Genomic DNA, 26,490 nt, shown 5'->3' on the forward strand with positions numbered 1-26,490 from the left:
ATCAACATATCTGGCGTTGATTTTTGGCACGCTGTTGAGTTCTCAAGGAACGGTCGCTTCCTTTGTACTCACCCTCTCGGGCTTTCCTCCGGGCTTCCCTTCGGTGTTTCAAACTCTATCAGGCTTTTTCCGTCTCTCTGACCACCCCCCGGCGGACATGCCGAAGGAGACCCAGAGATAGGATCTGACGAGTTTGGATGCTGCTCGAGCGACGACGCTCGCACGTCACTCCGTCTCAAGCAGGAGTACGACTGTACACGGGGCCTCGAAGAGGGTGCAAATCCGGGGGGTTGGTGGTCTAGACCACTTAGTGGTAACTTCTATACGGAACCGCCACTTCATATGACATACCCTGCTGCTCAGGCGCCGTCCGGGACAGGCAGTGACGGCCCGTAAGCAGCTCCACTCCTTGGGAGGCTTCCCATGACCACCGTGACGTCCCCGCTCGCCGGACGGGCCATCGGACTGGCCGCTGTACCGGATCCGGTCTTCTCCGGGGCCATGGTCGGCCCGGGCACCGCGATCGACCCCGTGCGTGAGCCCTCCGAGGCCGTGGCCCCCGTGGACGGCGTGATCGTCTCCCTGCACCCGCACGCGTTCGTCGTGGTGGACGAGAGCGGACATGGCGTGCTGACGCATCTGGGCATCGACACCGTGCAGCTCAACGGCGAGGGCTTCGAGCTCCTGGTGAACAAGGGCGACACCGTGACCCGCGGCCAGGTCATCGTGCGCTGGAACCCGGCCGCCGTGGAGGCCGCCGGTAAGTCGCCGGTGTGCCCGGTCGTCGCGCTGGAAGCCACGGCCGAGTCCCTCTCCGACGTGCGTGAGAGCGGGGACGTGAAGGCCGGCGACAGCCTCTTCTCCTGGAACTGACGGCAAGGCCGTCCTACGACGGCGCACAGGAAAACCACTGCGGCGGCGGGACCTGCCGCACTACTCGGAGACGGGTGAGATGGAGACAACGCTGCGAGGCGTCGGCGTGAGCCATGGCGTGGCGATCGGCGAGGTTCGGCACATGGGCACGGCGGTGCTGGAGCCGCCGGCCAAGCAGATCCCCACGGAGGAGGCGGAGCGGGAGCAGGGGCGCGCCCGCCAGGCCGTGGACGCGGTGGCCGCCGATCTGATGGCGCGCGGCAACCTGGCGGGGGGCGAGGCCCAGGCGGTGCTCGAGGCGCAGGCCATGATGGCTCAGGACCCGGAGCTGATGGCGGATGTGGACCGGCGGATCGCCGTCGGCAGCACGGCCGAGCGTGCGGTGTACGACGCGTTCGCGGCGTACCGGGAGCTACTGGCCGGTGCCGGTGAGTACCTCGCCGGTCGCGTGGCCGACCTGGATGACGTGCGGAATCGTATCGTCGCCCGGCTGCTGGGCGTTCCGATGCCGGGTGTCCCGGACAGTGACGAGCCCTATGTACTGGTGGCGCGGGACCTGGCTCCCGCCGACACGGCGCTGCTGGACCCCTCTCTTGTCCTCGGCTTCGTGACCGAGGAGGGCGGGCCGACCAGCCACAGCGCGATTCTGGCGCGCGCGCTCGGTGTGCCGGCCGTGGTGGCGCTGCCGGGCGCCGGTGAGCTGGCCGAGGGCACGGTCATCGCGGTGGACGGCAGCACCGGCGACATCTTCGTGAACCCGACCGAGGAGAAGAAGGCGCAGCTGGCGGCCGCGGCCGCCGAGCGCAAGGCCGCGCTGGCCGCCTCGACCGGGCCGGGTGCGACGGCGGACGGGCACAAGGTGCCCCTGCTGGCCAACGTGGGCGGCCCGGCGGATGTACCGGCGTCGGTGGAGGCCGGTGCCGAGGGTGTCGGTCTGTTCCGTACCGAGTTCCTTTTCCTGGACGACAGTAAGAACGCTCCTTCCGAGGAGAAGCAGGTGGAGGCCTACCGGCAGGTGCTGGAGGCGTTCCCCGAGGGTCGAGTGGTCGTGCGCGTGCTGGACGCGGGTGCGGACAAACCTCTGGACTTCCTGACGCCGGCGGACGAGCCGAACCCCGCTCTGGGCGTGCGGGGGCTGCGGACGCTGCTCGACCACCCCGAGGTGCTGCGGACGCAGCTGACCGCGCTGGCCAGGGCCGCCGAGGGCCTGCCTGTGTACCTCGAGGTGATGGCGCCGATGGTGGCGGACCGCAGGGACGCGAAGGCGTTCGCGGACGCCTGCCGTGAGGCGGGGCTGCAGGCGAAGTTCGGGGCCATGGTGGAGATCCCGTCGGCCGCGCTGCGGGCTCGTTCGATCCTGCAGGAGGTCGAGTTCCTGTCGCTGGGCACCAATGACCTCGCGCAGTACACGTTCGCGGCGGACCGCCAGGTCGGTGCGGTGTCGCGGCTGCAGGACCCGTGGCAGCCGGCGCTGCTCGACCTGGTGGCGCTGTCCGCGGAGGCGGCCCTGGCCGAGGGCAAGAGCTGCGGTGTCTGTGGTGAGGCCGCGTCCGACCCGCTGCTGGCCTGTGTGCTGACCGGTCTGGGTGTCACCTCCCTGTCCATGGGTGCGGCGTCGATTCCGTATGTGCGGGCGACGCTGGCGAAGTACACGCTTGCGCAGTGCGAGCGGGCCGCGGCGGCCGCGCGTGCGGCGGACAGCGCCGAGGAGGCGCGGGCCGCGGCTCAGGCGGTGCTGTCCGGCGAGTAGGGCCCGGCGCGTGGTCGTACCGGCGCATGCGGTGTGCCGTTTCAGGGGCGTCCTGCCTTCGGGTGGGGCGCCCCTGGTGCGTCCGGTCCGCTCTCGGGGTGGGGTCAGTGGTGGTGGCCGGGCGGGGTGCCCTCCTCTCCGAGGTCGGGTGGTTCGCAGTAGTCGACGCCGGACTCAGGCGGGATGAGGTCGCCGGTTTCGACGTCGGTGCAGTAGGCGTCGAAGACCTCGGCGGCGGTGAGCGGTTCGAGGCCGCCGCCGCGCAGGCGCCAGCCGTAGACGCGGTCGGTGGTGGCGCCGGGGGCGCTGGTGCGCATGACGAGTCCGCCGGGGCTGCGGGTCGCGAGGCCGAGGGCGAGGACGCTGGTGAATTCCAGGGTCTCGGCTTCGTCCAGGCGGGTGTCGCCCTGCGGTTCCTGGTCGCCGTGCAGGACGGAGACGAGGGTGTCAGGGGGGCCGTAGACGCTGCAGACGAGGTGCCGGTCGCCGGGAGGTGCGGTGTCGAGGATGCGGACCAGGAGCTCGGAGGCGCGGGTGAAGGCTGCCCGGCCGATGTCCTCGCCGCAGGTGGGGCAGGGACCGAGTCGGGTCAGGAGCGTGGCGGCGTAGTCCCAGGTGGCCTGTCGGACGGCCTCGTCCACGAGTGCCGTGAGGAGTGTGGCGAGGGGGCGGCCGTCGTAGGGGACCGTGGCGCCGGTGGCCGCGAGTTCCGCGGTGAACCGGGCCCGGCTCGCGGGCAGGTCGGGGTCGAGGCCGGTGTCGGCGCAGAAGCCGGCGTATTCCTCGGGGTCGAACAGGGCGAGTGTGGTGTGGCCGCCCTGGGCGGCGCGTGCTTTGAGGACGGCCTCGGTCTGCCGGAGGTAGGTCGTGTGGTCGTCGAAGATGAAGCTGCGGTAGCGCCGCATGGCTTGGAAGTCGTGTTCGTCGGTGAGCAGACCGATGGTGCCGGCGATTTCGCGGCGCAGGACGCGTCGCATGGTCTGGTGGTCGGTGTGCGCCATGTTTCCCCCTGTGCGCAGTCGATCAATGCTCACTCACCGTAACCGGCGGCACTGACAACGCGGTCGGTGGCGATGGCCGCGGTGACGACGAGGGGGCCGATGCCGCGCGGCCGACCTCGGACTTCGCCGCCGTGCCGGGCGAGTCCGAGGCCATCCACGGAGGGTGGTCAGGGCCTGCGGCGTCAGGCGCGTTTGCGGGCGAGTTCCTCGTAGAACCCCAGGAGGGCGAGGTCGTCGATGGATCCCGGGTTGACCGCCTTCTCCATGGCGGTGCCCTGCAGGAGCCGCTTCACCGGGACCTCGATGCGCTTGCCGGTGAGGGTGTGCGGGATGCCGGGCACCTCGATGACCTCGTCGGGCACGTGGCGCGGCGAGAGCTGTTCGCGGATGGCCTGCTTGATCCGGTTCAGCAGTGCCTCGTCGAGGACGGCGCCGGGCGAGAGGTGCACGAACAGTGGCATCCAGTAGCCGCCGTCGGGCTGTTCGACGCCGATGACCAGGGATTCCCTGATCTCGGGCAGGCGCTCGACCACCTCGTAGATGTCGGCCGAGCCCATGCGCACGCCCTGCCGGTTCAGGGTGGAGTCGGAGCGGCCGTGGATGATCACGGAGCCGCGTGAGGTGAGCGTGATCCAGTCGCCGTGGCGCCAGACGCCGGCGTAGGTGTCGAAGTAGCTGTCGTGGTAGCGGCTGCCGTCGGGGTCGTTCCAGAAGTGGATCGGCATGGACGGCATGGGGTTGGTGACGACCAGCTCGCCGACCTCGTCGAGCAGGGGCTTGCCGCTCGGGTCCCAGGCCTGCAGGTCGGTGCCGAGGCCGGGGGCCTGGAGTTCGCCGGTGTACACGGGGAGGGTGGGGACGGCTCCGGCGAAGCAGGAGCAGACGTCCGTGCCGCCGCTGACGGAGGCGATCCACAGGTCGTCGCGGACCTCGTCGTGCAGCCAGCGGAAGCCGTCCGGCGGGAGCGGGGAGCCGGTGGTGGCCACGCACGTGACCTTGGACAGGTCGAAGTCGCGGGACGGGTGCACGCCGGCCTTGCGGCAGGCCATGACGTAGGCGGCCGAGGTGCCGTAGAGGGTGGCTCCGGTGCGTTCGGCGACGCGCCACTGGGCGCCCGTGTCCGGGTAGCCGGGGCTGCCGTCGTACAGGACGATCGTGGTACCCGTGAGCAGGCCGGAGACGAGGAAGTTCCACATCATCCAGCCGGTGGACGTGTACCAGAAGAAACGATCCTCGGGACCGAGGTCGCAGTGCAGTCCGAGCTGCTTGAGGTGCTCGACCAGGATGCCGCCCTGGGACTGGACGATGGCCTTGGGCAGGCCGGTCGTACCGGAGGAGTACAGCACCCACAGGGGGTGGTCGAACGGCACCTGCTCGAAGACGGGTTCGGCGTCGGCCGTGGTCAGCTCCGCCCACTCCAGGGCGCCCTCGGGTGCCGCGCTGCCGAGGACCGGGATGTGGACGACGGCGCGCAGGGTGGGCAGCTCGCGGCGCAGCTCGGCGACGGTCTCCCGGCGGTCGTGTTCCTTGCCGCCGTAGCGGTAGCCGTCGACGGTGAACAGGACGACGGGTTCGACCTGCTGGAAGCGGTCCAGGACGCTGCGGGCGCCGAAGTCGGGCGCGCAGGAGGTCCAGACGGCGCCCACGGCGGCCGTGGCGAGGAGGGCCACGACGGCCTGGGGGATGTTGGGGAGGTAGCCGCTGACGCGGTCGCCGGGGCGTACGCCGAGGGCGCGTAGTTCGGCGGCGAGGGAGCCGACCTGGCGGCGCAGCTCGGACCAGGTCACCGGGCGAGGTTCGTGGGTCTCGTCCACATGGAGGAGGGCGGGCTCGTCCGCGCGGTCGGCCGCGGCGCGCAGGGCGTGCTCGGCGTAGTTGAGGGTGGCTCCGGGGAACCACTGGGCGCCGGGCATCGAGCGGTCGCCGAGCACGCGCGCGTAGGGGGTGGAGAAGCGGACGTCGAACCACTCCGTGACGGCTTTCCAGAACGTGTCCAGCTGGTCGACGGACCACCGGCGCAGGGCCGGGTAGCCTCCCTGGGCCGGGGCGCCGTGGTGGTCGGCGGCCCATGCCTGGAACCGGGTGATGCGGGCCTGGGCGATCCGCTGGGGATCGGGCTGCCAGAGCGGCTGGGGGTTCGCGGTCGACATGGCTGCTCCCGGACTGTGCGCGTCGTGTGCGTCGGTCCGCGCACGGGCTGGGGTGTGCGCGTGACGCGGCTGACAGGGACGATGCCATGTGATCGACTTCTGCACCAGGGTGCGCCCCACATAGTCCGTGTCGTGAAGATGTGGTCCCGGCCTGGGTGAACGGCAATTGAACGACACGCGCGCGTGGGGCGCTCAGTGGCAGGGTGAACAGCATGGACGGTCGTGACCTGGTGCGTTCGGTGAGTGGGGTCGGTTCGGGAAGGGCGGCACGGGGGTTGCGTACCGTACGGGCCGCATGGCGGCGGAGGCGTATCGACGCCGCGGGGCTGCCACAGCGGGGGGCCGAGCGGGCGCGCGTCCCCGGGCAGGTGCGGGACGTGGAGCCGGGTCCGGGGGGCGGTCTGATCCGGTTCGGCCGGTCCGAGCTGCGGATCACGGTGGCGGCCAGCGGGGCGGTCTTCTGGGGGTGGGACGGGGCGGGTCCGCAGCCGTCGTACGCGCTCGCCGGGAGCTGTCCCGAGCCGGATCCGCGGGCGGTGCTGGAGCCGGACAAGGACGGCGGCTGGCGGGTGGTCGCCGAGCGGGTGACGGTCGTCGTCTCCCGGCACGGTGCCGTTCAGGTGTGCACGCCGGGCGGGGTGACCCTGCGCCGGGATCTGCCGCCGCGCTGGTGGGAGCCGGTGGGCGGGGGTACGGCACGGTGGATGCAGCGGTCGGAGGTGGCCGCCGACGCCCGGTTCTTCGGTCTGGGCGGGCGGGCGTCCGGGCCGCGGCTGCGGGACGGCGCGTACCGGCTGTGGAACACCGATCCGGGGCGTGCGTTCGGGCCGGGCGACGATCCGCTGTACCTGACCATGCCGGTGCAGCTGGTGGTCGCCGACGCCGGCACGCATCTGGTGTTCCACGACACCACGTGGGACGGCACGGTGGTCCTGCGGGAGGGCGAGGAGGGCGCGGGGTCCGGGCACGACCGGGCGGGGCGCTGTGAGGTGCGGATGGACGGCGGTCCGCTGCGCTGCTGGGTGATGGTGGGTACGCCCACGCGCGTGCTGCACACGTGGGCCTCGCTGACCGGGGCGCCCGCGCTGCCGCCCGCGTGGGCGCTCGGTCATCATCACGCGCGGTGGGGCTTCGGTGGTGAGCAGGAGGTTCGCCGGATCGTCGCCGGCTACCAGGAGCGCGGTCTGCCGCTGGACGCGGTCCATCTGGACATCGACCACTACGACGACCACCGGGTGTTCACCGTCGACCAGGACCGTTTCCCCAAGCTGCCGGTGCTGGCCGAGGAGCTGCGGCGGGAGGGCGTCCGGCTGGTGTCGATCGTCGATCCGGCCGTGAAGGCGGAGCCGGGCAACGCCGTGTACGACGGCGGTTCGGCCGTGGACGCGTTCGTGCGGGACGCCTCGGGGCGCACGGTGCGGGGGGTGGTGTGGCCCGGCGAGTCGGTCTATCCGGATTTCACGCACGCGCGCGTGCGCAAGTGGTGGGGCGGGCTCTACGAGGAGCGTCTCGGGCAGGGTTTCGCGGGGTTCTGGCACGACATGAACGAGCCGACGTCGTTCAACGCCTTCGGCGAGCCGACGCTGCCGCGCTCGGCCCGGCACGCTCTGGAGGGGCGCGGTGGCGACCACCGGGAGGCGCACAACGTGTACGGGCTGTGCATGGCGCGGGCCGGTTACGAGGGGCTGCGTGAACTGTCGCCCGGGGAGCGGCCCTTCCTGTTCTCCCGGTCCGGCTGGGCGGGGATGCAGCGGTACGGGGGCACGTGGTCGGGGGATGTGGCGACCGGCTGGCCGGGGCTCCGGGCGTCGCTGTCGCTGGTGCTGGGGCTCGGGTTGTGCGGGGTGCCGTACTCGGGTCCGGACGTGGGCGGTTTCGACGGCAGTCCGTCGCCGGAGCTGTATCTGCGGTGGTTCCAGCTCGGCGCGTATCTGCCGCTGTTCCGCACCCACGCGGGTCTGCGGGCGGGGCGCCGGGAGCCGTGGGAGTTCGGTCCCGAGGTGCTGGAGCACGCGCGCGTGGCCCTGCTCGAGCGCCGTCGGCTGCTGCCGTACTTCGTGACGCTGGCCCATCTGGCCCGGCGGACCGGCGCGCCCTATGTGCGGCCGCTGTGGTGGCGGGCGCCGGAGGACCGGGCGCTGCGGGACTGTGAGGACGCGTTTCTGCTGGGTGACGGCCTTCTGGTGGCACCGGTCCTGGACCCGGGTGCGGACCGGCGGGCGGTGCAGCTGCCGCGGGGCCGCTGGTACGACACGGCGACGGAGGAGGTGTACGAGGGGCCGGCGCGGGTGCTGGTGGACGCGCCGCTGTCCCGTACTCCGGTGTTCGCGCGCGCGGGGGCGGTGATCCCCGTGCGCGGGGACGACGGCGGTGTCGAGCTGGAGGTGTGGGCGCCCGTTCGTGGCCGTACGGGGGGCGGCCTGGTGGTGCCGGACGCGGGCGACGGCTGGGACGAGCCGGAGATCGAACGCTACGTCGCCCGCTGGCAGGGCCGGCGGGTGGTGGTCTCCCGGGAGCGGGAGGACGGCGCCGCCGAGCCGCCCCACCCGGTGCGCATACGGGGGCTGGGCTGAACCGCGCGGTTCAGTACCGGCCCTCGAACCAGGCCCGTACGGCCAGGGTGTGCAGCGGGAAGGCGAGCTCCTCGGGCCTGCGGAGCAGGTGCCAGCCCTCGGTCTCGTCCGTGGGGCCGGAGGGCGCGAGGCCCTCGGCCGGCCGTTCCGGGAGGAGTCCGAACAGCAGCAGGTGCCCGTCGGGCGAGCTCATGGCGTCGACGAGCCGGACGTCGCGGGCGGCCGCGTCGATGCCGGTCTCCTCCTTGAGCTCGCGTACGACGGCCTGCTTCCAGTCCTCCCGGTCGTCGATGTAGCCGCCGGGCAGGGCTGTGCCTCCGCGCGCGGGGGCGATGGTTCGGGTGATGACGACCAGGGCGGTGCCCTTGGTGTCGTACACGGGCTGGAGCGCGATCGCGACCGGGAGCGGGTTGCGGTAGGCGGCGGCCCCGCAGGACGCGCAGGTGCGGGGCCAGCCGGAGACGCCCTCTCCATAGGGCGCTCCGCAGCTCGAACAGTGGGAGTCCGGTGCGGAGTTGTCATGTGGGTGTTGAGTTTCGGACACGCGCGGACTGTATCCGATCAGAAGTGGGGCGTCTTGCGCAGGCGGTTCAGTCCGCGCTGACGAGCGACTTCCGGGAGACGGGGAAGTCGAAGTAGGTGTCCGGATAGGGCTCGGGCTTGTAGGTGTAGTGCCACCATTCCTCGGCGAGGTTCACGAATCCGAGGCCTTCCAGGGTGCTCTTGAGCAGCAGGCGGTTGGCGCGTTGTGCGCCCTGGACGCGCGGGTCGAGGGTGTGGGCGAGGGTGTCGAAGCAGTCGAATCCGGTACCCATGTCGACGGAGTTGTCCGGGAAGCGCTCACTCTTGGGCGCGTAGCAGGGCACGAGCGGCTGTCCGGGACGGTAGGGCCGGGTCGGCCTCGCGGGGAGCTTCACGAGCGTGAGGTCCATGGTCGAGCCGCGGCTGTGGCCTGATTTCTCCGCGATGTAGCCGTCCTCGAACAGCCGGGTCTTGTCGACGTTCGGGTAGAACTCGCCCTTCATCTCCTGTTCGTCGAGGTCCTCGGCCCAGCGGACGAAGTGGTTCACGGCCCGCTGCGGCCGGTAGCAGTCGTACACCTTGAGGGTGTAGCCCTGGCTCAGCAGCTTCAGCTGGGCCTGGTGGAGGGCCTGTGCGGCGGGGCGGGTGAGGATGCAGACCGGCTGCCGGTAGCCGTCGATGCGCTCGCCGACGAAGTTGTGCGGGGTGAAGTAGCGGATCTCCTGGATGATCGTCGGGTCCACGGCGGACAGGGCCACGAAGTCCTTCGGCGCCTTGGGCTCCGGTTTCGCCTGGGCCGTGGCGGAGGCGGTGGTCACGGCCAACAGGGCGGTGAGGGCGGTGACGAGACCGCGGACTGCGCTGGTGAGTCGTGTCATGCCCCCTGCATCTATCAGGTGGATGTTCCGGCTGGGAAGCGATCGGCTTCGATTTCCCCTGGATGCGTGGAGGGGCGGCCGGCACCACCCCCGTCGGCTCCGGTCGCCCCTCCTGTACCACGACGCCCGCGGCGTGCGTTCGGTTCACCGCGGCGCGCCCTGCCCTTTTCCGCCCGCCCGTGGCAAACTCCTGACGCTCCGTCAGATACCTGGGGAGGTCCCTTGCCGCACTAACGCACACCCGCGGTCGTCGGCTGGTTCACCGGTGAGGGGGACCGCTTCCGGCTCCTCGGCACCCGCTGCTCGGCCTGCGCCTCGGTGTTCTTCCCCCGCGAGGACGTCCACTGCCGCAATCCGCACTGCGCGGGCGGCTCACTGGAGGAAGTCCCGCTGTCGCGGACGGGCCGCGTCTGGTCCTACACCGACTGCCGGTACCGCCCGCCGTCACCCTATGTGAGCGATCCGGAACTTCCGTGGGAGCCGTACGCGTTGATCGCGGTGGAGCTGGAGGCCGAGCGGATCGTGGTGCTGGGGCAGGCGGCTCCCGGAATCACCGTCGCCGGTCTGGCGGTGGGCATGGAGGTGGAGGTCGTCCCCGGCGTGCTGTACGAGGAGGCGGAGACGGCCTGGACGACCTGGCACTGGCGGCCGACGGGGGTGACGGCATGACGGCGGACGTGGCGGTGCTCGGGGTGGGCATGCATCCCTGGGGCAAGTGGGGGCGCGGCTTCGTCGAGTACGGGACGGCGGCGGCCCGCGCGGCGCTCGCGGACGCCGGAGTGGACTGGCGGGACGTCGACTCCGTCGTGGGCGCGGACACGGTGCGTGGCGGATACCCCGGGTATGTGGCGGGAGCCACGTTCGCCAGGGCCCTGGGCTGGCAGGGGTCCCGGGTCACCAGTGTGTACGCGGCCTGCGCGTCCGGGGCCCAGGCGATAGCCGCGGCCCGGGCGCAGATCCTGGCGGGGCTCGCGGACGTCGTGCTCGTGGTGGGCGCGGACGCCGCGCCGAAGGGATTCTTCCGGCCGGCCGGCGGGGACCGCCCCGACGATCCGGACTGGCTGCGCTTCCGTGTGCTGGGGGCGACGAACCCGGCGTACTTCGGGCTGTACGCCCGCCGCCGGATGGCGGTGCACGGGGACACACCGGAGGACTTCGCACTGGTCAAGGTGAAGAACGCCGCGCTGGGAGCGCTGAACCCCTACGCCCGCTACCGCACCCGGGTCACCGTCGAGGAGGTGGCCGCCTCCGCGCTGGTGGCCGATCCGCTGCGGCTGCTCGACATCTGCGCCACCTCCGACGGCGGCGCGGCCCTGGTGCTGTCCAGCGTGGAGTTCGCCCACCGGCACGGCGTGGCGCGGCCGGTGCGGATCCGCGCGGTGTCGACGGTGACCCCCCGCTTCCCGAACACGGTGCTGGACCTGCCGGACATCGCCACCGACTCCGCGGTGGCGGTGGAGCCGGCGGGCGGGGACTTCCGTGCGTCCATCGCCCGGACCGCCTACGAGGAGGCGGGCATAGGCCCCGAGGACCTGTCCCTTGCCGAGGTGTACGACCTGTCCACCGCGCTGGAGCTGCAGTGGTACGAGGACCTGGGGCTGTGCGGCGAGGGTGAGGGCGCGAAGCTGTTGCGGGAGGGCGTGACGGCCCTGGGCGGCCGGACACCCGTCAACACCAGTGGCGGGCTCGCCTCTTTCGGTGAGGCCGTGCCGGCTCAGGCCCTCGCCCAGGTGTGCGAGCTGGCCTGGCAGTTGAGGGGCGAGGCGGGCGACCGCCAGGTGGCGCGGGCGCGGGTGGGCATCACCGCCAACCAGGGGCTGTTCGGGCACGGATCGTCGGTGGTCGCGGTGCGGTGAGAGCCCGGCCGGAGCCGGGGCCGTGTGACGCAGGGGACGCAGGGGATTTCCACGCTCTGTGATCAGCCCGGAATCCTGCGTGAACGTCTCATGAACTGCGCCTGGGCGTACGCGGGCAGCGCCATCATGCTCCCGTGCACTCCTGGACGGACACTCTCCGCTTCGCCTTCCAGCCGGTGGTCAATCTGAGGACGGGCGTGGTCGCCGCTCTGGAGACGCTCGCCCGCCCGGAGACCGGGGACATCCTGGCCGAGGCGCGCCGCGACCCCGAACTGGACGCCCGCCTGGCCGTGTCGGCCCTTCGTACGGCGACACGCCAGGAGACGATGCTGCCGCTGCATCTCAACGTGTTCGCGGCCACGCTCGCCGACCTCGGCGGTCTCACACCGCTGTACGACGCCGTGCGGGCGGCCGGACGCATGCCCTGGGAGGTGACCCTCGACGTCGTCCCGCCCTACACCCACGTGCCGCAGCCGGCCCTGCTGGAGGCCGTGGCCTCGCTGCGCGCGCAGGGGTTCCGGATCAGCGCGGACGGCATCGGGGACGGCGACGTGCCCCTCAGACTGCTCACCGACCTCTCCCCCGACCTGGTCAAGCTCGACGCCTCGCTGCTGGCGCGGCCGGCCGCGGTGCGGGCCATGCGGACGCTGTGCGAGGAGCTGGGTGCCCTGGTGGCGGTCGAGGGCGTGGAGACCGAACTGCAGTGCGCGGTGGCCGTGTCGGCCGGCGCGCAGCTGGCCCAGGGCGAGCTGTTCGCACCGCCCGCCCGGATTCCCGCGGCGGACGTATACGTTCCGCCCCGCTCCCCCGGCGTGCCGGCCGTGCCCCGGTCCGGGCCGTCGGTGCTGGAGTTCGTGCGTCCCGCCGCCGTCCTGCCGGTGACCGCTTCGGCAGGGCAGGTGCGGGCGCTGCTGACCGGCTCGCCGGACGTGTCCGGTGTGCTGCTGGTGGACCACGCCGGCCGGCCCGTCCGGTCGGTGCACCGCTCGCGCTTCCTGCTGTCGATGTCCGGCCGCTACGGGCACGCGCTGTACGCCGACCGGCCGGCCGTCAAGCTGGGTGACGCGCCCCGCGCGGTCGGCGTGGCCGCGACGGCCTGGGAGGTGCTGGACGTGCTCGCCGTCGGCGGCCGGGACCGGACCTCGGACGATGTGGCGGTGGTCGACGCACAGGGCCGGTGCGTGGGCGTGGTGCGGCTCGCCGACCTCGTACGGGCGCTGGCCGAGAGCCGGGTCGAGGAGGCGGCGGGCCTGAATCCGCTGACCCGGCTGCCCGGTTCGGACGCGATCACGGGCGAGGTGGACCGGTGGATCGAGGACGGTCGGCCGTTCGCGCTCAGCTGGCTGGACATCGATCACTTCAAACAGGTCAACGACGGCGCCGGGTTCGCCGCGGGCGACGAGCTGATCCGGTCGGTCGGGCAGGCGCTGCAGCAGGCGGTCGTGGGGCACGCGCGCGTGGGGCACATCGGCGGTGACGACTTCCTGGTGCTGGCCGAGGAGGAGGCGCTCGATCCGCTGGTCGGGACGGTGCTCGACGCGCACTGGTCGGCGGGCGGCCGGCCGGTCACGCTGTCCCTCGCCACGGTCGTCTGCGCCCCGGGCAGCGTGGGTGACCACCGCCAGGCCGCCGCCCAGCTCGCTCCGCTGAAGAAGGCGGCCAAGGCGCTGCGGGGCGCCAGCTGGGTGCTGGGGCGCGCCGGGCTGCCCGGCCACGAGGTCCGGCGCGGCGGTGCGGGGGCGGCACCGGCGCAGGCGGGATACGCGGCCGCCGAGCCTGGGTGGTGAACGGCCTCACGGCATACGTCCGTTGTCGCGTGCCGTGGTGCACGGGCCGCCGGGGTGGGACAGGGACACCGGTGGCGTCGGCAACCTTGACGGCCCCGGGACGCCGGTGAACACTTCCCGGTGTCAGCCGACATCGCCGTACATTCTCGGCGTTATCAGGCACTGTGCCACGGGTCTGTCCAGTTCCGGGCCCGTCCCTTGCCTGGCGATCCGGCTGCCACGGCACGCTCGTCACGGACGCCGGGCGGGGCGCGGGACTCTCCCTGCCTTCGGCTGAAGTCGCCAAGGAACCGTCCTGCACGGAGGGCCGGGGGCCGGTCGCCCCCACGGCGCCAAGGGAGCCGCCATGAGCAACGGACACATATTCGTCGGCGAGGTCATCGGCACCGCGATCCTGATCCTGTTCGGTGCCGGTGTCTGCGCCGCCGTCACCCTCAGGTATTCCAAGGCGCGGGCCGCGGGATGGGTCGTGATCGCGTTCGGCTGGGGGTTCGGCGTGCTCGCGGGCGCGTACACCGCCGCACCCCTCTCCGGCGGTCAGCTCAATCCCGCGGTGACCATCGGCATCGCCGTGGACACCGGCAAGTGGGGCAAGGTCTGGGTGTATCTGCTGGGCCAGATCGTGGGCGCGATGCTCGGCGCCGTGCTGGCCTATCTGGTGTACCTCGCCCAGTTCCAGGCCAACAGCCGCACCGAAGGCACCACCGAGGGCACGGCCGGCGAACCGGTGCCGACCCTCGGCATCTTCTCGACCATCCCGGAGATCCGGAACCCGCTCGCCAATCTGATCACCGAGATCATCGCGACCGTCGCGCTCGTGCTGCCCGTCCTCGCCTTCGGTCTGACCAAGGGGCTCGGTGAGTCCGGCACCACCGTGCTGATCGTCTCGCTGCTCGTCGTCGGTATCGGGCTCTCCCTCGGCGGCCCCACCGGCTATGCCATCAACCCGGCCCGCGACCTCGGGCCGCGCATCGTGCACACCTTCCTGCCGATCCCGAACAAGGGCACGTCCGACTGGGGTTACGCCTGGATACCGGTCGTCGGCCCGCTGATCGGCGGGGTGCTCGCCGGGGTCGTGTACAACGTGGCCTTCTGACCCCGTACGCCGCCCCGTCTCTCCCGCACGTGTCCTCCCGACCCAGCGACCCAGGGACAGCCATGACGGACACCGCCGGCACGTATGTCGCCGCCATCGACCAGGGCACCACGTCCAGCCGCTGCATCGTCTTCGACCACAGCGGCGCAGTCGTCGCCGTGGACCAGCGCGAGCACCGCCAGATCTTCCCCAGGCCCGGCTGGGTGGAGCACGACGCCACCGAGATCTGGGCCAAGGTGCAGGCCGTGGTGGCCGGAGCGCTCGCCAGGGCCGGGCTGCGCGCGGACCAGTTGAGCGCGCTCGGCATCACCAACCAGCGCGAGACGACGGTCCTGTGGGACCGCGCCACCGGCAAGCCCGTGCACAACGCGATCGTCTGGCAGGACACCCGGACCGCCGCCCTCTGCAACGAACTGGGCGGCACGGACGGCCAGGACCGCTTCCGCGAGCGGACCGGGCTGCCCTTGGCCAGCTACTTCTCCGGGCCCAAGGCCGCCTGGCTGCTGGACAACGTGCCCGGGCTGAGGGAGCGCGCCGAACGCGGCGAGATCGCCTTCGGCACGATCGACTCCTGGCTCATCTGGAACCTCACCGGCGGCACCGACGGCGGCCGGCACGTCACCGACGTCACCAACGCCGGCCGCACCCTGCTGATGAACCTGGACACGCTCCAGTGGGACACCTCCATCCTGTCCGCCATGAACATCCCCGAGGCGGTCCTGCCCGAGATCAGGTCCTCCGCCGAGGTGTACGGCACCGCGGTCGGGCAGCTCGCCGGAGTGCCCGTGGCCTCCGCCCTGGGCGACCAGCAGGCCGCCGTCTTCGGGCAGGCCTGCTACGACGTCGGCACCGCGAAGAACACCTACGGCACCGGCAGCTTCCTGCTGCTGAACACCGGCAACCGGCCGGTGCCGTCCAAGAGCGGGCTGCTGACGACGATGGGCTACCAGATCGGCGGGGAGGCGCCGGTGTACTGCCTGGAGGGATCCATAGCGATAACGGGCGCGCTGGTCCAGTGGTTCCGCGACCAGCTCGGCATCATCCGCACCGCCGACGAGATCGAGCCCCTGGCGGCGAGCGTCGAGGACAACGGCGGCGCGTACATCGTGCCCGCGTTCTCGGGCCTGTTCGCGCCCTACTGGCGCTCCGACGCGCGCGGAGTGGTCACCGGCCTGACCCGCTACGTCACGAAGGCGCACCTCGCGCGCGCGGTGCTGGAGGCGACGAGCTGGCAGACCCGGGAGGTCGTGGACGCCATGCACCAGGACTCCGGGGTGCGGATCACCACCCTGAAGGTCGACGGCGGCATGACCGGGAACAACCTGCTGATGCAGCACCAGGCGGACGTCCTCGGCGTGCCGGTGATCCGGCCCCGCGTGTCGGAGACGACCTGTCTGGGCGCCGCCTACGCCGCCGGTCTGGCGACGGGCGTGTGGCACGACCTGGACGAGCTGAAGTCCCACTGGCGCAAGGACGCCGAGTGGACACCTGCCATGGAGGCGGCGGAGCGCGACCGCGAGTACCGCAACTGGCGCAGGGCCGTGGAGAAGAGCTTCGGCTGGCTGAAGGAGGACGGCGTGTAGGGGTCGCCGCACGCGCGCGTGAGGCTCCTTCGGACCACGGCCCGTACCCCTGTCGGCGGGGGTACGGGCCGTGCGGGCCGGCGCGTCCGCGGTCAGCCGGGGACGGCCTGGCGGTGCTCGGCGGCGTACTCCATCGCGTGCTGGACGACGCCGATGAGCACCTCCTTCACCGACTCCCGGTCGCGCGCGTCACAGAGCAGCACGGGCACGCCCGGATCCAGGTCGAGGGCCTGGCGGACGGAGTCCACCGGGTAACGGGCGGCGTTCTCGAAGCAGTTGACGCCGACGACGAAGGGGATGGACCGCCGTTCGAAGTAGTCGACGGCGGCGAAGCAGTCCTCCAGGCGGCGCGTGTCGGCGAGCACGACGGCTCCGAGCGCGCCCTCGGACAGCTCGTCCCACATGAACCAGAACCGTTCCTGCCCGGGCGTGCCGAACAGGTAGAGCACCAGGTCCTCGCGCAGCGTGATGCGGCCGAAGTCCATGGCCACGGTGGTGGTGTGTTTGCCCTCCACACCGCTGGTGTCGTCGACCGGCCGCCCGGCCTCGGTGAGCAGTTCCTCGGTGCGCAGCGGCCTGATCTCACTGACCGCGCCGACGAGGGTCGTCTTGCCCACGCCGAACCCGCCGGCCACCAGGATCTTGAGCGTGACGGGCTCGACCGGGGGCTTGCCGCGCTCAGAACGCCCGAAGATCATCGATCTCTTCTCCTGCCAGGTAAGGGTTACCGCTTCCGCGCCCGTCACAACGCCCGGAGGCCGTTGATCACATCGCGCAGAATGCTCTCGTCCGGCAGCTCGGCCGGTGGCACCGGGCGTGTCACATGGACGAATTCCGCGTGCACGAGGTCGCCGATGAGGACGCGCACCACACCGATGGGCAGGTCCAGTTCCGCGGCGAGTTCGGCGACCGACTGCGGAATGTCCCGGCACAGGCCGACGATCTCCACGTGCTCAGGGGACAGTGTCGGGTCCGCTTCCGGGTCGCCCGTGCCGGGCTCCGTGACGACCACCGCGATCAGGTCGAGGCGATGCTGGGCCGGACCGGAGGTACGGCCGCGCGTCATGGCGTACGGACGGACCACCGGTCCGGCCTCGTCGTCGAACCAGTGGTTTGCTCCCTGACCGTCTCCGCTCATGCCATCCCACTACCCACCGGCGGACAGATCGGTGCGCGGGGCGCTGCCCAGGTGCACGCCGACCCGCTTGACCAGCAGCGTCATCTCGTAGGCGACCTGTCCGACGTCGGAGTCGGCGTCCGAGAGGACGGCCAGGCAGCTGCCGTCGCCGGCGGCGGTGACGAACAGGAAGGCGTCGTCCAGCTCCACCACGGTCTGCCGTACGCTGCCCGCCTCGAAGTGCCGGCCCACGCCCTTGGCGAGGCTGTGGAAGCCGGACGCGACGGCGGCCAGATGCTCGCTGTCCTCCCGCGTCAGGTCCTTGGACGCCCCCGTGGCCAGGCCGTCGCCGGACAGTACGACGGCCTTGCGGATGCTGGCGACCCGGTCGACGAGGTCGTCCAGGAGCCAGTTCAGCTCTCCCTTGTTCGCCGCCGTGTGGCCGGTCGCGTTCGGTGCGGTCATCGACCGTCCCCCTCTGTCGTTCCTTGTGCTGTGCCGTTGTGGACCCCGTCGCCCGCGGCGTTCTCCTTGCGGCCGCGTTGCCAGCCGCGCTGCAGCGAGCCCATCCGGCTGCGGACCTCCTCGGCGTCACGGTCGGCGGGCGGCGCCGCGCTGCCGGCGCGCCGCTCGGAGTCCTGCTTGAGCTGAGGGGCCAGGCTGGCCTGGCGTATGCGGCGGGGCAGCGGCCCGGCGCCCGGGTCTCCGCCCGCCCCGCCGGAGGGCAGGGCCGCGGGTCCGCCGGACGGGCCCGGGGCGCCCTCGCGGGTGGGTGCCGCCGGCCGGGTCCGCCGGGGCAGTGCCGGTACCCCGGGTGTCTCGCCGGCGTCGGCGGCCGGGGCCGCCTCGCGCTCGCCTGCCCGTTCGGCGACTCCGGCGGGGCGCCGGCCGGTGGCGCCGCGGCGGCGCGCGGGCAGCGGGGCCAGTCCTTGCGTCTCGGGGCGGCGCGGAGCGGCGGAGGGCTGCTCGTCGTCCGGTTCGCCGCGACGGGAGCGCTGGTCGGTGACCGGCTTGCCGTGCGAGCTGACCAGCTTGGGCGTCTGCCGCCGCGGCAGCGGTACGGGCCCGCGCTCGACGGTCTCGTCCCGTGGCGGGCGATCGGCTTGCGGGGCGGCCGTCCGGTCGTCGGCGCGGGTCAGGGAGCCGCGGGCGCGGAACAGTCCGCCGCGCTCGCTGTCCTGGTCGGCGAGGACGCCGGGGAAGTCGTCGAGGGCGTCGAGGTCGACGGGTGCCTCCAGCTCGACCGGGCCGTCCAGCACGGAGGTGGGCAGGCCGGGCAGCTGCGCCGGGGCCGGGGACCGTCCGGCGGCGCGGTTCGCCGGACGCCCGCCGTCCTGCGCCGGGCGGTCCCGGTCCAGGCGGAAGCCGATGCCGTTGGTGTCCGGGACGTCGTCGGACAGCAGCGCGTCCGGGATGAACACGACGGCTGTGGTGCCGCCGTAGGGCGAGGGCTGGAGGGAGACCCGCACGTTCTGGCGCTGGGCGAGACGGCTGACCACGAACAGTCCGAGCCGGTCGGTGTCGGACAGTTCGAACTCGGGCGTCTCGGCCAGGCGCAGGTTGGCGTCCAGGAGCGCCTCGGCCGTCATGCCGAGGCCCCGGTCGTGGATCTCCAGGGTGAAGCCGTTGGCCACGCGCTCACCGAGGACCTGGACGGCGGTGTGCGGGGGCGAGAAGACGGTGGCGTTCTCCAGGAGTTCGGCCACGAGGTGGGTGAGGTCGGCGACGGCCGGCCCGGTGACGGCGACCCGCGGCAGGCGGCGTACCTCGATGCGCTCGTAGTCCTCGACCTCGGCGACGGAGGCCCGGACGATGTCCATGAGCTGCACCGGGCGGCGCCACTGCCGGGAGGGGGCGGCGCCGGAGAGGATCACCAGGCCCTCGGCGTGCCGGCGCATGCGGGTGGTGAGGTGGTCCAGGCGGAACAGGTCGGCGAGTTCGTCGGTGTCCTCGGTCCGGCGTTCCATGGTGTCGAGCAGGGTGAGCTGCTTGTGCAGCAGGACCTGGCTGCGGCGGGCGAGGTTGACGAAGACCTCGGAGACGCCCGCCCGCAGTTCGGCCTGCTTGACGGCGGCCTCGACGGCGGCGCGCTGCAGGGTGTTGAGCGCCTGGCCGACCTCGCCCATCTCGTTCTTGTCGTACTCCAGGCGGGGCACCTCGGTCTCGACGTCGACCTGCTCGCCGACGGACAGGCGGCGCATCACGCTGGGCAGGCGGACTCCGGATGCCTCGTGCGCCTCCAGGCGCAGCTGACGCAGGTCACGGATCAGGGTGCGGCCGACCCGGACGGACAGGACGATGGAGAGCAGGAGGGCGATCAGGCCGAGCAGGCCCGCGACGGCCGCCTGGACGATGACGCTCATGGCGACGGGTCGCGTGCGCTCCTGGAGGCGGTCGCCCGCCTGGTCGTCGAGGGTGCCGAGCTCGTCGAGCGCGTTCGCCGCGGCGCTGTCCCAGCTCTGGGCCGTCACCCCGCGGGGAGTCCCGGAGTCCGCGCCGGCGGCGGCCTGTTCGGCCGTGCGCAGGGGGGCGGTGGTGGCGCCGTTCCAGAAGCGTTCGTAGCGGCCGCGCTCCGTGGCGGGCAGCAGCGGCAGGCTGATGTCGTACAGGAGGGTGCGCTGGGCGACGAGGTCGGAGATCTGGCGGGTCTCGGCGCGCGTGAGCCGGCCGACGACGAGGGAGGAGCCGAGCAGGGCGTCCTCGCGGGAGAGCAGCTCACGCGCGCGGGTGATGTTGACCAGGGCGCGGCCCTGCTGGTCCATCTCGACGTCGTCGATGCCGTCGAGGGCGTCCAGCAGCGCGTAGCAGGGGTCGACGAGGCGGTTGTACTGGGCGAAGGCCTGGGTGCGGGTGATCGTGCCGTTCTCGACACCGTGGCGCAGCGTGTCCAGGCCGTCGAACGCGTCCAGGACGGTGGTGAGACGCTCGCTGTCGCTGCCGTCCATGCCATCGACGACGTCGTGGCGCCCGGCGTTCTTGCGGATCTCGGCGACCGCCCGGTCGGTGGCGGTGCGGGTGCGGTGCAGCGCCGCGAGGGCGTCGGCGGCCCGTGGGTCGGCGAGGTAGACGAGGGTCTGGCGGCGCTCCTGCTGGAGCACGCGGACGGTGTCCTCGGTGGGGTATCCGATGTCCTGCACGACGCGCGTCACGCGGAACAGCTGGGCGACGTCACGCCCCGTGAGTACCGTGGCGAAGCCCCAGACGGCGGTCAGGGACACCAGCGGCACGAGAAGCAGCGCCACGATCTTCCGGCGGATCGACTTCCCGCGAAAGCGCATGGCCTCCCCCAGCTCGACCCCCACCGGCCGGGGGTACACATGTACGTCAACAAACGGCGCGAGCCTACTACCGCCCCACAGATAACTCGAAGACATGTCCGGAGGGTGAACTTCCGCACCGGCGGCGAGACATGGCGATCTGTCCGGGCATTGCGGGAGATTGCCACCGCGATCCGCTCACCTGCGGACGACCCGATTTCGTCCCCACGGACGGGTGGTTGGCTGGATTTTTTCGCCGATGGGGAATCTTCCCGCGATCTCGTGCGTCCTTCTCTTCGGGAGATGGGGGCGGAATGGGCCACAGGAGCCGCATCCCGCACCCCGGCGGCGTAAAACTGCGCAAGCCGGGCAGCCACTGGGGAGTCGAAGTCTTCGGACATCGAGGCGAGCGGTCAGCCGGCGGTGGGGAGTGACACGGTGATGCGGACGGCGGAGCGGCGCGGGGCGCCCGAGCTGAGTGTGAGGGAGCGCGTGGAGGCGCGGCGGGGCACCGAGGCACCGGATCGCGACATTCCGGGGGCCGGGCGCGCCCCGGAGCCCGTCGACGACGAACAGCAGGAGGGCTACCGGCCGTTGTGGGTGGAGGAACCCGCCCGCCGGCACCCGCTGCCCGATCCGGTGCGTACGGCGGCGGTGCGGGCGGTCCTGGTCACAGCGGTGACGCTGATCCAGGCGATGGTGGCGTTCCTGTGCACACTGGCGGGGTCGTGGCTGGCGTTCCCCATGGTGATCAGCAGTGTGGCGAGCACGGTGGTGGCCACCTGGGCCGTGGTGGACGTGTGGGTGACCCGCCAGGTGTGGAGCCAGCGGTACGGCGTGGTCTCCGAGCCGAGCAGCACGGCCCGGGCCGTGCGCCGGGAGCGGCGCGCCCAGCAGCGCCTGGAGCGGGCCGGCCTGCGGGAGCAGGAGCGGATACGCCGGGCGGGCGGCGCCGGGCGGCTGTCGCACCCCTGAGGACGGCCTCGCGCACGAAGGAGGCGAAGGACAGGTTCCAGTTCTTGGGGGCGGCGTAGCCGTTGCCGTTGTAGTACGAGTGCGTGGGCGAGCCCGAGTTGTAGCGCCACTGGGCGGCGGTGCCGTGGCCGTCCTTCAGCAGGTCGAGGGCGGTGAGGATCTCGCCGTCCGCGGCGCGAACTCGGTTTCCGCGGTCGGCGAGGTGAGTGCGTTGTAGGCCCGGTAGACGTTGCCGTCGGCCTGCGCCGGGGCGGTCCCCAGGACGCTCAGCGACGCGGAGGTCGCGGCCATGGCGTGCGCAAGGCAGCACTCCTCTCTTCGGACAACGGGGGGCCCGAACTTACCCCGGAGTGAAGGGAGTTCAGCACTGATTTCCCTGCCGGAGCGGTCCTGCGCCCTCCCGTTCAGGAGGTGGCGGAGGCCGGGCGCTTGAACATGCGCGTCGCCGTGATCTCGCTGTGCACCGCCTCGCCGGCCCGGGGCTGCTGGGGCAGGCCGGGCCGGAGGTGTTCCTCCACGCTGATGTACTTCAGGCCCGCCCTGAGGTCGGCGTCGTTGCGCAGGCGGATGACCAGCGGGAACTCGGCCAGTGCGGTCGTGTCGAACAGGCCCGTGGTGTACAGCAGCTGCACGCCGAGCGCGTCGGACACGGCCCGCTGGAGCTCCAGCAGATACGTCGCGTTGGCGCGGCCGATCGGGTTGTCGAGGAACAGCGTGCCCGCGTGCCGGTGCTTGTCGCGGCCCCGGTCGTTGCTGCGCAGCGCTGCCATCGTGCAGTACAGGGCGATGGCGGCGGTGAGGAGCTGGCCGCCGGAGAAGACGTCGCCCATCTGGCCGACGGGGACGCGCTCGGCACGCAGTACGGCGTCCGGCTTGAGGATCTCGACGGCGACGCCCTTGGGCTGCAGGGCCGCGGCGACGCCCCGCAGCAGCAGGGACATGCCGTCGCGGCGCAGGTCGGAGTTCTTTTTGACGGCCGCGCGCGTGGCGTCGTCGATGACCTCGCCGAGCCGTTCGGTGAGCGTGGCCTGGTCGGGTTCCTCGAAGCGGATGCGCAGGAACTCCTGCCCGGACCACTCGCCGAGCCCCTCGGGCAGCCGGGAGAGCCGCTGGGCGGACCTCAGCGTCGCCAGGGACGACTCCACGAGGCCCCGCAGCCGGTCCACGATCGAGTCGCGGTTGCGCTCCAGCTGGGCCAGTTCGTCGGTCAGCACGCGCAGGCGGGGTGCGAAGGCGTCCGCCCACTTCTGGGCGTGCTCGGGCAGCGTGGCCGCGGGCAGTTCGCGGATCTGCTGCCGGGCGGGGGTGCGGACCTGCTCGTAACGCGTGGAGTTGGCGTGCCGGACCAGGACGTCGCCGGCCTCGCGCACGGCAGCCTCGGCGGCCGACAGGTCGGCGGCGCAGCCGCGCAGCGAGCGGCGGGCCTCGGCGGCGGAGTGCCGGGCCTCCTCCAGGCTGCCGGGGTACGGCTCCGGCTCCTCCTGGTCCTCCTCGGGGGCGTGTTCGCGCAGCAGGTCGCGGAGCATCGCCGCGACCTCGTCGAAGCCGCCGGCGGCGTCATCCGCGGCACGGTGGGCCGCGAGCAGCTCCGCGTGGGCGTCCCGGGCCTCGGCCAATGCCCCGGTACGGGCCGCGAGTTCGCCCGTGGCGGTGCGCAGCAGCGCCTGGGCGTGCTCGGCGTCGCGCGGGAGGAGTTCCTCGGGCAGCTCGGTGTGCGCCTCGCCGTCCTGCGGTGCGTGCCGCTCCGCCTCGCCGCGCAGCCGGCCGAGCTGTTCGCTCGCGCTGGACATGCGGGTCTCCAGCAGCTGCACCAGTTCCTCGGCGCGGGCGGCGGCCGCCTGGCGGCTGGGTCCGTCCGAGCCGTCGGGGGACTGCAGCAGCTGCGCCGCGCGCGTACGGACCTTGTTGCTCAGCCGGTCCAGCTCCGCGAGTGCCGCGCTCTCGTCGCTCTCGGCGCGGGCCTGCTCGGCGCGCAGGTCGGCACCGACGCCGACCTTCTCGTAGACCTGGGAGGCGGCACGGTAGGCCTCGCGGAGCGCGGGCAGGGACGCCTTCGGCTCGTCCGTGTCCTCGACCGGTACGTCGTCGGGGGCGCCGGCGATCTCGGCGCGCTCGGCGCGCAGGGCGCGTGCGGTACGGCGGGCGTCGTCGGCGGCGCGCTGGGCGCCGCGGCGGTCCTCGTCCGCGGCACGGGCGCGCTCCAGGCAGGCCTGGGCGCGGGCCTCGGACTCCGCGCCCTCGTCGGCGAGTTCACGGAGCTTGACCTGCCAGCCGGCGCGCTCGCGGAGCCGGAAGGCGAGGCCGGCGAGGGCGTCGGCGGCACGGCGGGCCTTCTGTGCGGCCTCCTGCCGTTCGTCGCGGACCTGGCCGGCCTCGGCGGCGGCCTCGTCGGTCTCCGCGCGCGCGGTGCGCGCCTCGGCGAGTTCGGCCTCGGACTCCTCGGCGAAGGCGCGGGCCTCCTCGGCGGCCCCGGCCAGCTCGGTGAGGCGACCGGCCGGGCAGCCGGTGCGCCAGGAGGCGAGCCGGGCGGCCAGTTCGCGGTCCTTGCCGAGGCGGGCGGCCAGGGTGCGGATCTCCTCGTCGCGCTCGCCGGCGCGGGCCCGCAGGGCCTGTCGTTCCTCGTCGGCGGCGTGCTCGTCGTGCATGGCCGGGTTCGGCGGCACGAGGAAGACGTCGGCCGGCGTGGCGTCCGCGGCGGGGGTGGGGGCGAGCAGGGCGGCGGCCGTGCCGACGGCCACGGCGGAGCGGGGCAGCAGGGCGGCGTCGCTCAGCGCCTCGCGGGCACGCGCGTGCGTGTCCGGGTCGGTGATGATCACGCCGTCGACCAGTTCGGGGCGGGCGGCCAGCACACGCGCGTGGTCGGCGGGGTCGACGGACTGCGCCAGGTAGCGCCAGCCGGGCAGGGCGGGGATGCCGTGTTCGCCGAGGAACTCGACGGTGGCCAGCACGTCCGGGCCCGGGGGCAGCAGTCCGCCGTCACCGAGGGCGCCGAGGATCCGGGCGTCGTCGGCGGCGGCCGTACGCAGCTCGAACAGCTGCCGCTCGGCGGTCGACACGGCGTCGTCGAGGAGTGCGCGCAACTCGTCGGCGAAGCGGTCGAGTTCCTCGGGGCTGAGCGGGCTCTCGGCAGGGCCTGCGGGCTCCGCGGCGGCGTCCGCGCGCGGGGCGTCGTCCGCCTCCGTCCGCGGGGCGGGCACGCGCGGCCGGCTCGGGGCCCCCGGCAGGCTCAGCAGTTCCGCGAGCCGCTCCTCGGCGGCCAGCGACTCGGCCAGGCGCCGCTCGGCCTCGTGGGCCCGCTCGGCCGCGGTCGCCGCGTCGGCGGCACGGGCGGCGGTCAGCTCGGCGCGGGACTCGGCGGAGGCCGCCTCGCGCGCGTGCTCGCTGGCCTTGCGGGCGGCCTCGCGGGCCGCGTCCCAGGCGGCGACGGCCGCCTTCTCGGCGTCGCTGGCGGCGAGCGCCGCACGGGCCGGGTCGGCGTCCGGGGCGCTGTCGTCGAGCCATCCGGCGCGGACCGCCTCGGCGGTCTCCTGCTCGACCTCGGCGAGCCGCTGGCGCAGGTGCCCGGCCTCGCTGCGGGCGCGCTGCGCCTCGGTGGCGGCGGTGGTGGAGTCCCGGTAGGCGCAGTCGCTGACCTCCTGGAGGCCGGCGGAGCGCTCCTCCTCCTCGTTGGCGAGGGTCTCGGCGCTCTCCGCGGCGGCGTGCAGGGCCCGTACGAGGTCGACGGCGGCCTTGGCGCGCGCGGCCAGCGCGGGGGCCGCGTCCCGCTCGGCCTCCTGGATGGCGGCGGAGACGCGCGCGACGCGGTCGGCGGCGGCGCGGTGGCGCAGGACGGCCTCGGCGGCCTGCCAGGCGGAGTGCAGGGTGCGGGCGTCGGCCAGCTCGCGCTTCTGCGCGGCGGCGGCCTTCTCGGCGGCCGCGAGGGCCAGGGAGGCGTGCCGGTAGGCGAGTTCGGCGGCGATCAGGGCGCTGCGCTCGCGCGCGCCCTCGGACTGCGTGACGGCGTAGGCGGCGGCCGTGACCCGCTGTGCGAGGTCGGCGGCCCGCACCCGCTCGCGCACGGCCCGGGCGGACAGCCGCCGGACCAGCGTGCGGGTGCGGCGCTCGGCGCCGGTGTGGATGTCGCGCGCGCGTGAGCGGGCGTCGGCGGCCTCGACGATGCGCCCGAGCAGGTCGACCGAGCCGGCGGTGAAGTCGCGTTCGGCGATCAGTTCGGCGCGCCGGCCGAGCTTGTTGCCGAAGCCGCTGACGAGGTCGGCGAGGCCGTCGGTGTCCCGGGTGTCGGTGACCGCGCGGAGCAGCAGGTCGGTGAAGTCGGAGTCCTTCTTGACCGCGAAGAGACCGGCCGCCTCGCCCTCGTCGGCGTTCATCTCCCGCTGGTAGCGGAAGAGTTCGGGGTCGAGGCCGAGGTCGCCGAGGTGCTCGATCCAGCGGTCGTGGATCTCCTCCCAGTGCACCTCCAGGTGCGGGTACGCCTTGCCGGCCTCCGTGAGGGCGTCGCGGAAGCCCTTCATGGTGCGGCGGCGGCCCTGGGCACCTGAGCTGCCCTCGACGGGCGCCCGTACGGCCGTGGACTCGGCCACGGGCAGGTTGTCCAGGCTGAGTCCGGGGCCGGGCCGGAAGGAGTACCAGGCCTCGGCGAACTTGCGCGGGTCGTTGGAGACCTGCCGGCCGCGCCACTCGCTGACCTTGCCGACGACGACGCACTCACCGGTCTGCACGTGCTGCCACTCCAGGGCCACGTGTCCGCAGTCGTCGGCGAGCAGGAACTTGCGCAGCACGCCGGAGCTGGCGCCGCCGAGGGTGTTGCGGTGGCCCGGCAGCATCACCGAGAAGATCAGCTTGAGCAGGACGGACTTGCCGCCGCCGTTCTCCAGGAACAGCACGCCCGCGGGTGCCGGCCGGCGGGGCGGCCCGGCGGGCTCCTCCTCGAAGAACTCCGCCTGCGTGGGCGCCGGGTCGGGCACGGGCTCGCCCACGCCCCGCAGGTCAAGCACGGTGTCGGCGTAGCGCGCACCGGCGGGCCCGATGGAGTAGAGGCGGACCCGGGACAGCTCGTACATGGCGGACTCTCG

General features: G+C 72.9%; 19 protein-coding genes and 1 pseudogene. 10 read left to right on the top strand and 10 right to left on the bottom strand.

Annotated features, from left to right (window positions below):
• From AB0N17_RS15450 to ptsP, 3 genes are all read left to right on the top strand, one after another.
• The coding region (locus AB0N17_RS15450; RefSeq protein WP_366011822.1) for a hypothetical protein at positions 1-181 on the top strand (181 nt) is incomplete at its 5' end.
• A gap of 242 nt (positions 182-423) precedes the next feature.
• The gene (locus AB0N17_RS15455) at positions 424-873 is read left to right on the top strand and encodes a PTS glucose transporter subunit IIA (RefSeq protein WP_366011823.1); all 450 of its coding nucleotides are present in this window, start codon (positions 424-426) and stop codon (positions 871-873) included.
• Between the two features lie 79 nt (positions 874-952).
• Positions 953-2,623, top strand: a complete 1,671-nt coding sequence (ptsP, locus tag AB0N17_RS15460; RefSeq protein WP_366011824.1) for a phosphoenolpyruvate--protein phosphotransferase — start codon at positions 953-955, stop codon at positions 2,621-2,623.
• 104 nt (positions 2,624-2,727) lie between these two features.
• Here ptsP and AB0N17_RS15465 read toward each other — a convergent pair whose 3' ends face one another.
• Both AB0N17_RS15465 and AB0N17_RS15470 read right to left on the bottom strand, forming a co-directional pair.
• The gene (locus tag AB0N17_RS15465; protein WP_366011825.1) at positions 2,728-3,624 is read right to left on the bottom strand and encodes a hypothetical protein; all 897 of its coding nucleotides are present in this window, start codon (positions 3,622-3,624) and stop codon (positions 2,728-2,730) included.
• Positions 3,625-3,806: 182 nt separating this feature from the next.
• Complete coding sequence (locus AB0N17_RS15470) at positions 3,807-5,774, bottom strand: acetoacetate--CoA ligase (protein ID WP_366011826.1); 1,968 nt, start codon at positions 5,772-5,774, stop codon at positions 3,807-3,809.
• A gap of 212 nt (positions 5,775-5,986) precedes the next feature.
• Between AB0N17_RS15470 and AB0N17_RS15475 the strand changes: the two genes are divergently transcribed.
• On the top strand, positions 5,987-8,347 hold the full coding sequence (locus tag AB0N17_RS15475; RefSeq protein WP_366011827.1) for a glycoside hydrolase family 31 protein: 2,361 nt from the start codon (positions 5,987-5,989) through the stop codon (positions 8,345-8,347).
• Positions 8,348-8,357: 10 nt separating this feature from the next.
• Here the strand turns inward: AB0N17_RS15475 and AB0N17_RS15480 are convergent, their stop codons facing one another.
• Both AB0N17_RS15480 and AB0N17_RS15485 read right to left on the bottom strand, forming a co-directional pair.
• A complete protein-coding gene (locus AB0N17_RS15480; protein WP_366011828.1) occupies positions 8,358-8,891 on the bottom strand; it encodes an NUDIX domain-containing protein in 534 nt (177 codons plus the stop codon).
• Between the two features lie 46 nt (positions 8,892-8,937).
• Positions 8,938-9,747 (bottom strand): M15 family metallopeptidase, encoded by an 810-nt coding sequence (locus tag AB0N17_RS15485; RefSeq protein WP_366011829.1) that lies wholly within the window; start codon positions 9,745-9,747, stop codon positions 8,938-8,940.
• A 222-nt stretch (positions 9,748-9,969) separates the two neighbouring features.
• Here AB0N17_RS15485 and AB0N17_RS15490 point away from each other — a divergent pair.
• The 5 genes and pseudogenes from AB0N17_RS15490 (at position 9,970) to glpK (ending at position 16,069) form a co-directional block, all read left to right on the top strand.
• Positions 9,970-10,416, top strand: a pseudogene (locus tag AB0N17_RS15490) (zinc ribbon domain-containing protein).
• Entirely contained in the window at positions 10,413-11,603 is a 1,191-nt protein-coding gene (locus AB0N17_RS15495) for a lipid-transfer protein (RefSeq protein WP_366011830.1), read from the top strand. Before AB0N17_RS15490 ends, AB0N17_RS15495 begins: the two are co-directional and overlap by 4 nt.
• Positions 11,604-11,737: 134 nt before the next feature.
• The gene (locus AB0N17_RS15500; protein ID WP_366011831.1) at positions 11,738-13,390 is read left to right on the top strand and encodes a GGDEF domain-containing protein; all 1,653 of its coding nucleotides are present in this window, start codon (positions 11,738-11,740) and stop codon (positions 13,388-13,390) included.
• A gap of 346 nt (positions 13,391-13,736) precedes the next feature.
• A complete protein-coding gene (locus AB0N17_RS15505) occupies positions 13,737-14,486 on the top strand; it encodes an MIP/aquaporin family protein (RefSeq protein WP_366011832.1) in 750 nt (249 codons plus the stop codon).
• Between the two features lie 62 nt (positions 14,487-14,548).
• Positions 14,549-16,069: a glycerol kinase GlpK gene (gene glpK / locus AB0N17_RS15510; protein WP_366011833.1), complete on the top strand. Its 1,521-nt coding sequence runs from the start codon at positions 14,549-14,551 to the stop codon at positions 16,067-16,069.
• 92 nt (positions 16,070-16,161) lie between these two features.
• On the opposite strand, the gene AB0N17_RS15515 is transcribed toward glpK, so the two are convergent.
• Genes AB0N17_RS15515 through AB0N17_RS15530 form a run of 4 tightly spaced genes read right to left on the bottom strand, consistent with a single transcriptional unit; the run spans position 16,162 to position 20,464 of the window.
• Positions 16,162-16,767: an ATP/GTP-binding protein gene (locus AB0N17_RS15515; protein WP_366011834.1), complete on the bottom strand. Its 606-nt coding sequence runs from the start codon at positions 16,765-16,767 to the stop codon at positions 16,162-16,164.
• A 44-nt stretch (positions 16,768-16,811) separates the two neighbouring features.
• On the bottom strand, positions 16,812-17,207 hold the full coding sequence (locus tag AB0N17_RS15520) for a DUF742 domain-containing protein (protein ID WP_366011835.1): 396 nt from the start codon (positions 17,205-17,207) through the stop codon (positions 16,812-16,814).
• Positions 17,208-17,216: 9 nt separating this feature from the next.
• On the bottom strand, positions 17,217-17,651 hold the full coding sequence (locus tag AB0N17_RS15525; protein WP_366011836.1) for a roadblock/LC7 domain-containing protein: 435 nt from the start codon (positions 17,649-17,651) through the stop codon (positions 17,217-17,219).
• Entirely contained in the window at positions 17,648-20,464 is a 2,817-nt protein-coding gene (locus AB0N17_RS15530) for a nitrate- and nitrite sensing domain-containing protein (RefSeq protein ID WP_366011968.1), read from the bottom strand. The genes AB0N17_RS15525 and AB0N17_RS15530 overlap by 4 nt, the downstream gene beginning before the upstream one ends.
• 420 nt (positions 20,465-20,884) lie before the next feature.
• On the opposite strand from AB0N17_RS15530, the gene AB0N17_RS15535 reads away from it, so the two are divergent.
• Positions 20,885-21,418 (top strand): hypothetical protein, encoded by a 534-nt coding sequence (locus AB0N17_RS15535; RefSeq protein WP_366011837.1) that lies wholly within the window; start codon positions 20,885-20,887, stop codon positions 21,416-21,418.
• A 135-nt stretch (positions 21,419-21,553) separates the two neighbouring features.
• Here the strand turns inward: AB0N17_RS15535 and AB0N17_RS15540 are convergent, their stop codons facing one another.
• A complete protein-coding gene (locus AB0N17_RS15540; RefSeq protein WP_366011838.1) occupies positions 21,554-21,709 on the bottom strand; it encodes a hypothetical protein in 156 nt (51 codons plus the stop codon).
• A 113-nt stretch (positions 21,710-21,822) separates the two neighbouring features.
• Positions 21,823-26,478 (bottom strand): hypothetical protein, encoded by a 4,656-nt coding sequence (locus AB0N17_RS15545; RefSeq protein ID WP_366011839.1) that lies wholly within the window; start codon positions 26,476-26,478, stop codon positions 21,823-21,825.
• Positions 26,479-26,490 lie beyond the last annotated feature (12 nt).

The organism is Streptomyces sp. NPDC051133, from assembly GCF_040682635.1.
Lineage (GTDB): Bacteria > Actinomycetota > Actinomycetes > Streptomycetales > Streptomycetaceae > Streptomyces.

Excerpts from the sequence above, each read along its gene's own strand:
- AB0N17_RS15485 (WP_366011829.1), bottom strand. The coding sequence starts at position 9,747 with ATGACACGACTCACCAGCGCAGTCCGCGGTCTCGTCACCGCCCTCACC.
- AB0N17_RS15465 (WP_366011825.1), bottom strand. The coding sequence starts at position 3,624 with ATGGCGCACACCGACCACCAGACCATGCGACGCGTCCTGCGCCGCGAA.
- AB0N17_RS15520 (WP_366011835.1), bottom strand. The coding sequence starts at position 17,207 with ATGAGCGGAGACGGTCAGGGAGCAAACCACTGGTTCGACGACGAGGCC.
- AB0N17_RS15495 (WP_366011830.1), top strand. The coding sequence starts at position 10,413 with ATGACGGCGGACGTGGCGGTGCTCGGGGTGGGCATGCATCCCTGGGGC.
- AB0N17_RS15515 (WP_366011834.1), bottom strand. The coding sequence starts at position 16,767 with ATGATCTTCGGGCGTTCTGAGCGCGGCAAGCCCCCGGTCGAGCCCGTC.
- AB0N17_RS15475 (WP_366011827.1), top strand. The coding sequence starts at position 5,987 with ATGGACGGTCGTGACCTGGTGCGTTCGGTGAGTGGGGTCGGTTCGGGA.
- AB0N17_RS15470 (WP_366011826.1), bottom strand. The coding sequence starts at position 5,774 with ATGTCGACCGCGAACCCCCAGCCGCTCTGGCAGCCCGATCCCCAGCGG.
- AB0N17_RS15530 (WP_366011968.1), bottom strand. The coding sequence starts at position 20,464 with ATGCGCTTTCGCGGGAAGTCGATCCGCCGGAAGATCGTGGCGCTGCTT.
- ptsP (WP_366011824.1), top strand. The coding sequence starts at position 953 with ATGGAGACAACGCTGCGAGGCGTCGGCGTGAGCCATGGCGTGGCGATC.
- AB0N17_RS15545 (WP_366011839.1), bottom strand. The coding sequence starts at position 26,478 with ATGTACGAGCTGTCCCGGGTCCGCCTCTACTCCATCGGGCCCGCCGGT.
- glpK (WP_366011833.1), top strand. The coding sequence starts at position 14,549 with ATGACGGACACCGCCGGCACGTATGTCGCCGCCATCGACCAGGGCACC.
- AB0N17_RS15505 (WP_366011832.1), top strand. The coding sequence starts at position 13,737 with ATGAGCAACGGACACATATTCGTCGGCGAGGTCATCGGCACCGCGATC.
- AB0N17_RS15535 (WP_366011837.1), top strand. The coding sequence starts at position 20,885 with ATGCGGACGGCGGAGCGGCGCGGGGCGCCCGAGCTGAGTGTGAGGGAG.
- AB0N17_RS15455 (WP_366011823.1), top strand. The coding sequence starts at position 424 with ATGACCACCGTGACGTCCCCGCTCGCCGGACGGGCCATCGGACTGGCC.
- AB0N17_RS15540 (WP_366011838.1), bottom strand. The coding sequence starts at position 21,709 with ATGGCCGCGACCTCCGCGTCGCTGAGCGTCCTGGGGACCGCCCCGGCG.
- AB0N17_RS15525 (WP_366011836.1), bottom strand. The coding sequence starts at position 17,651 with ATGACCGCACCGAACGCGACCGGCCACACGGCGGCGAACAAGGGAGAG.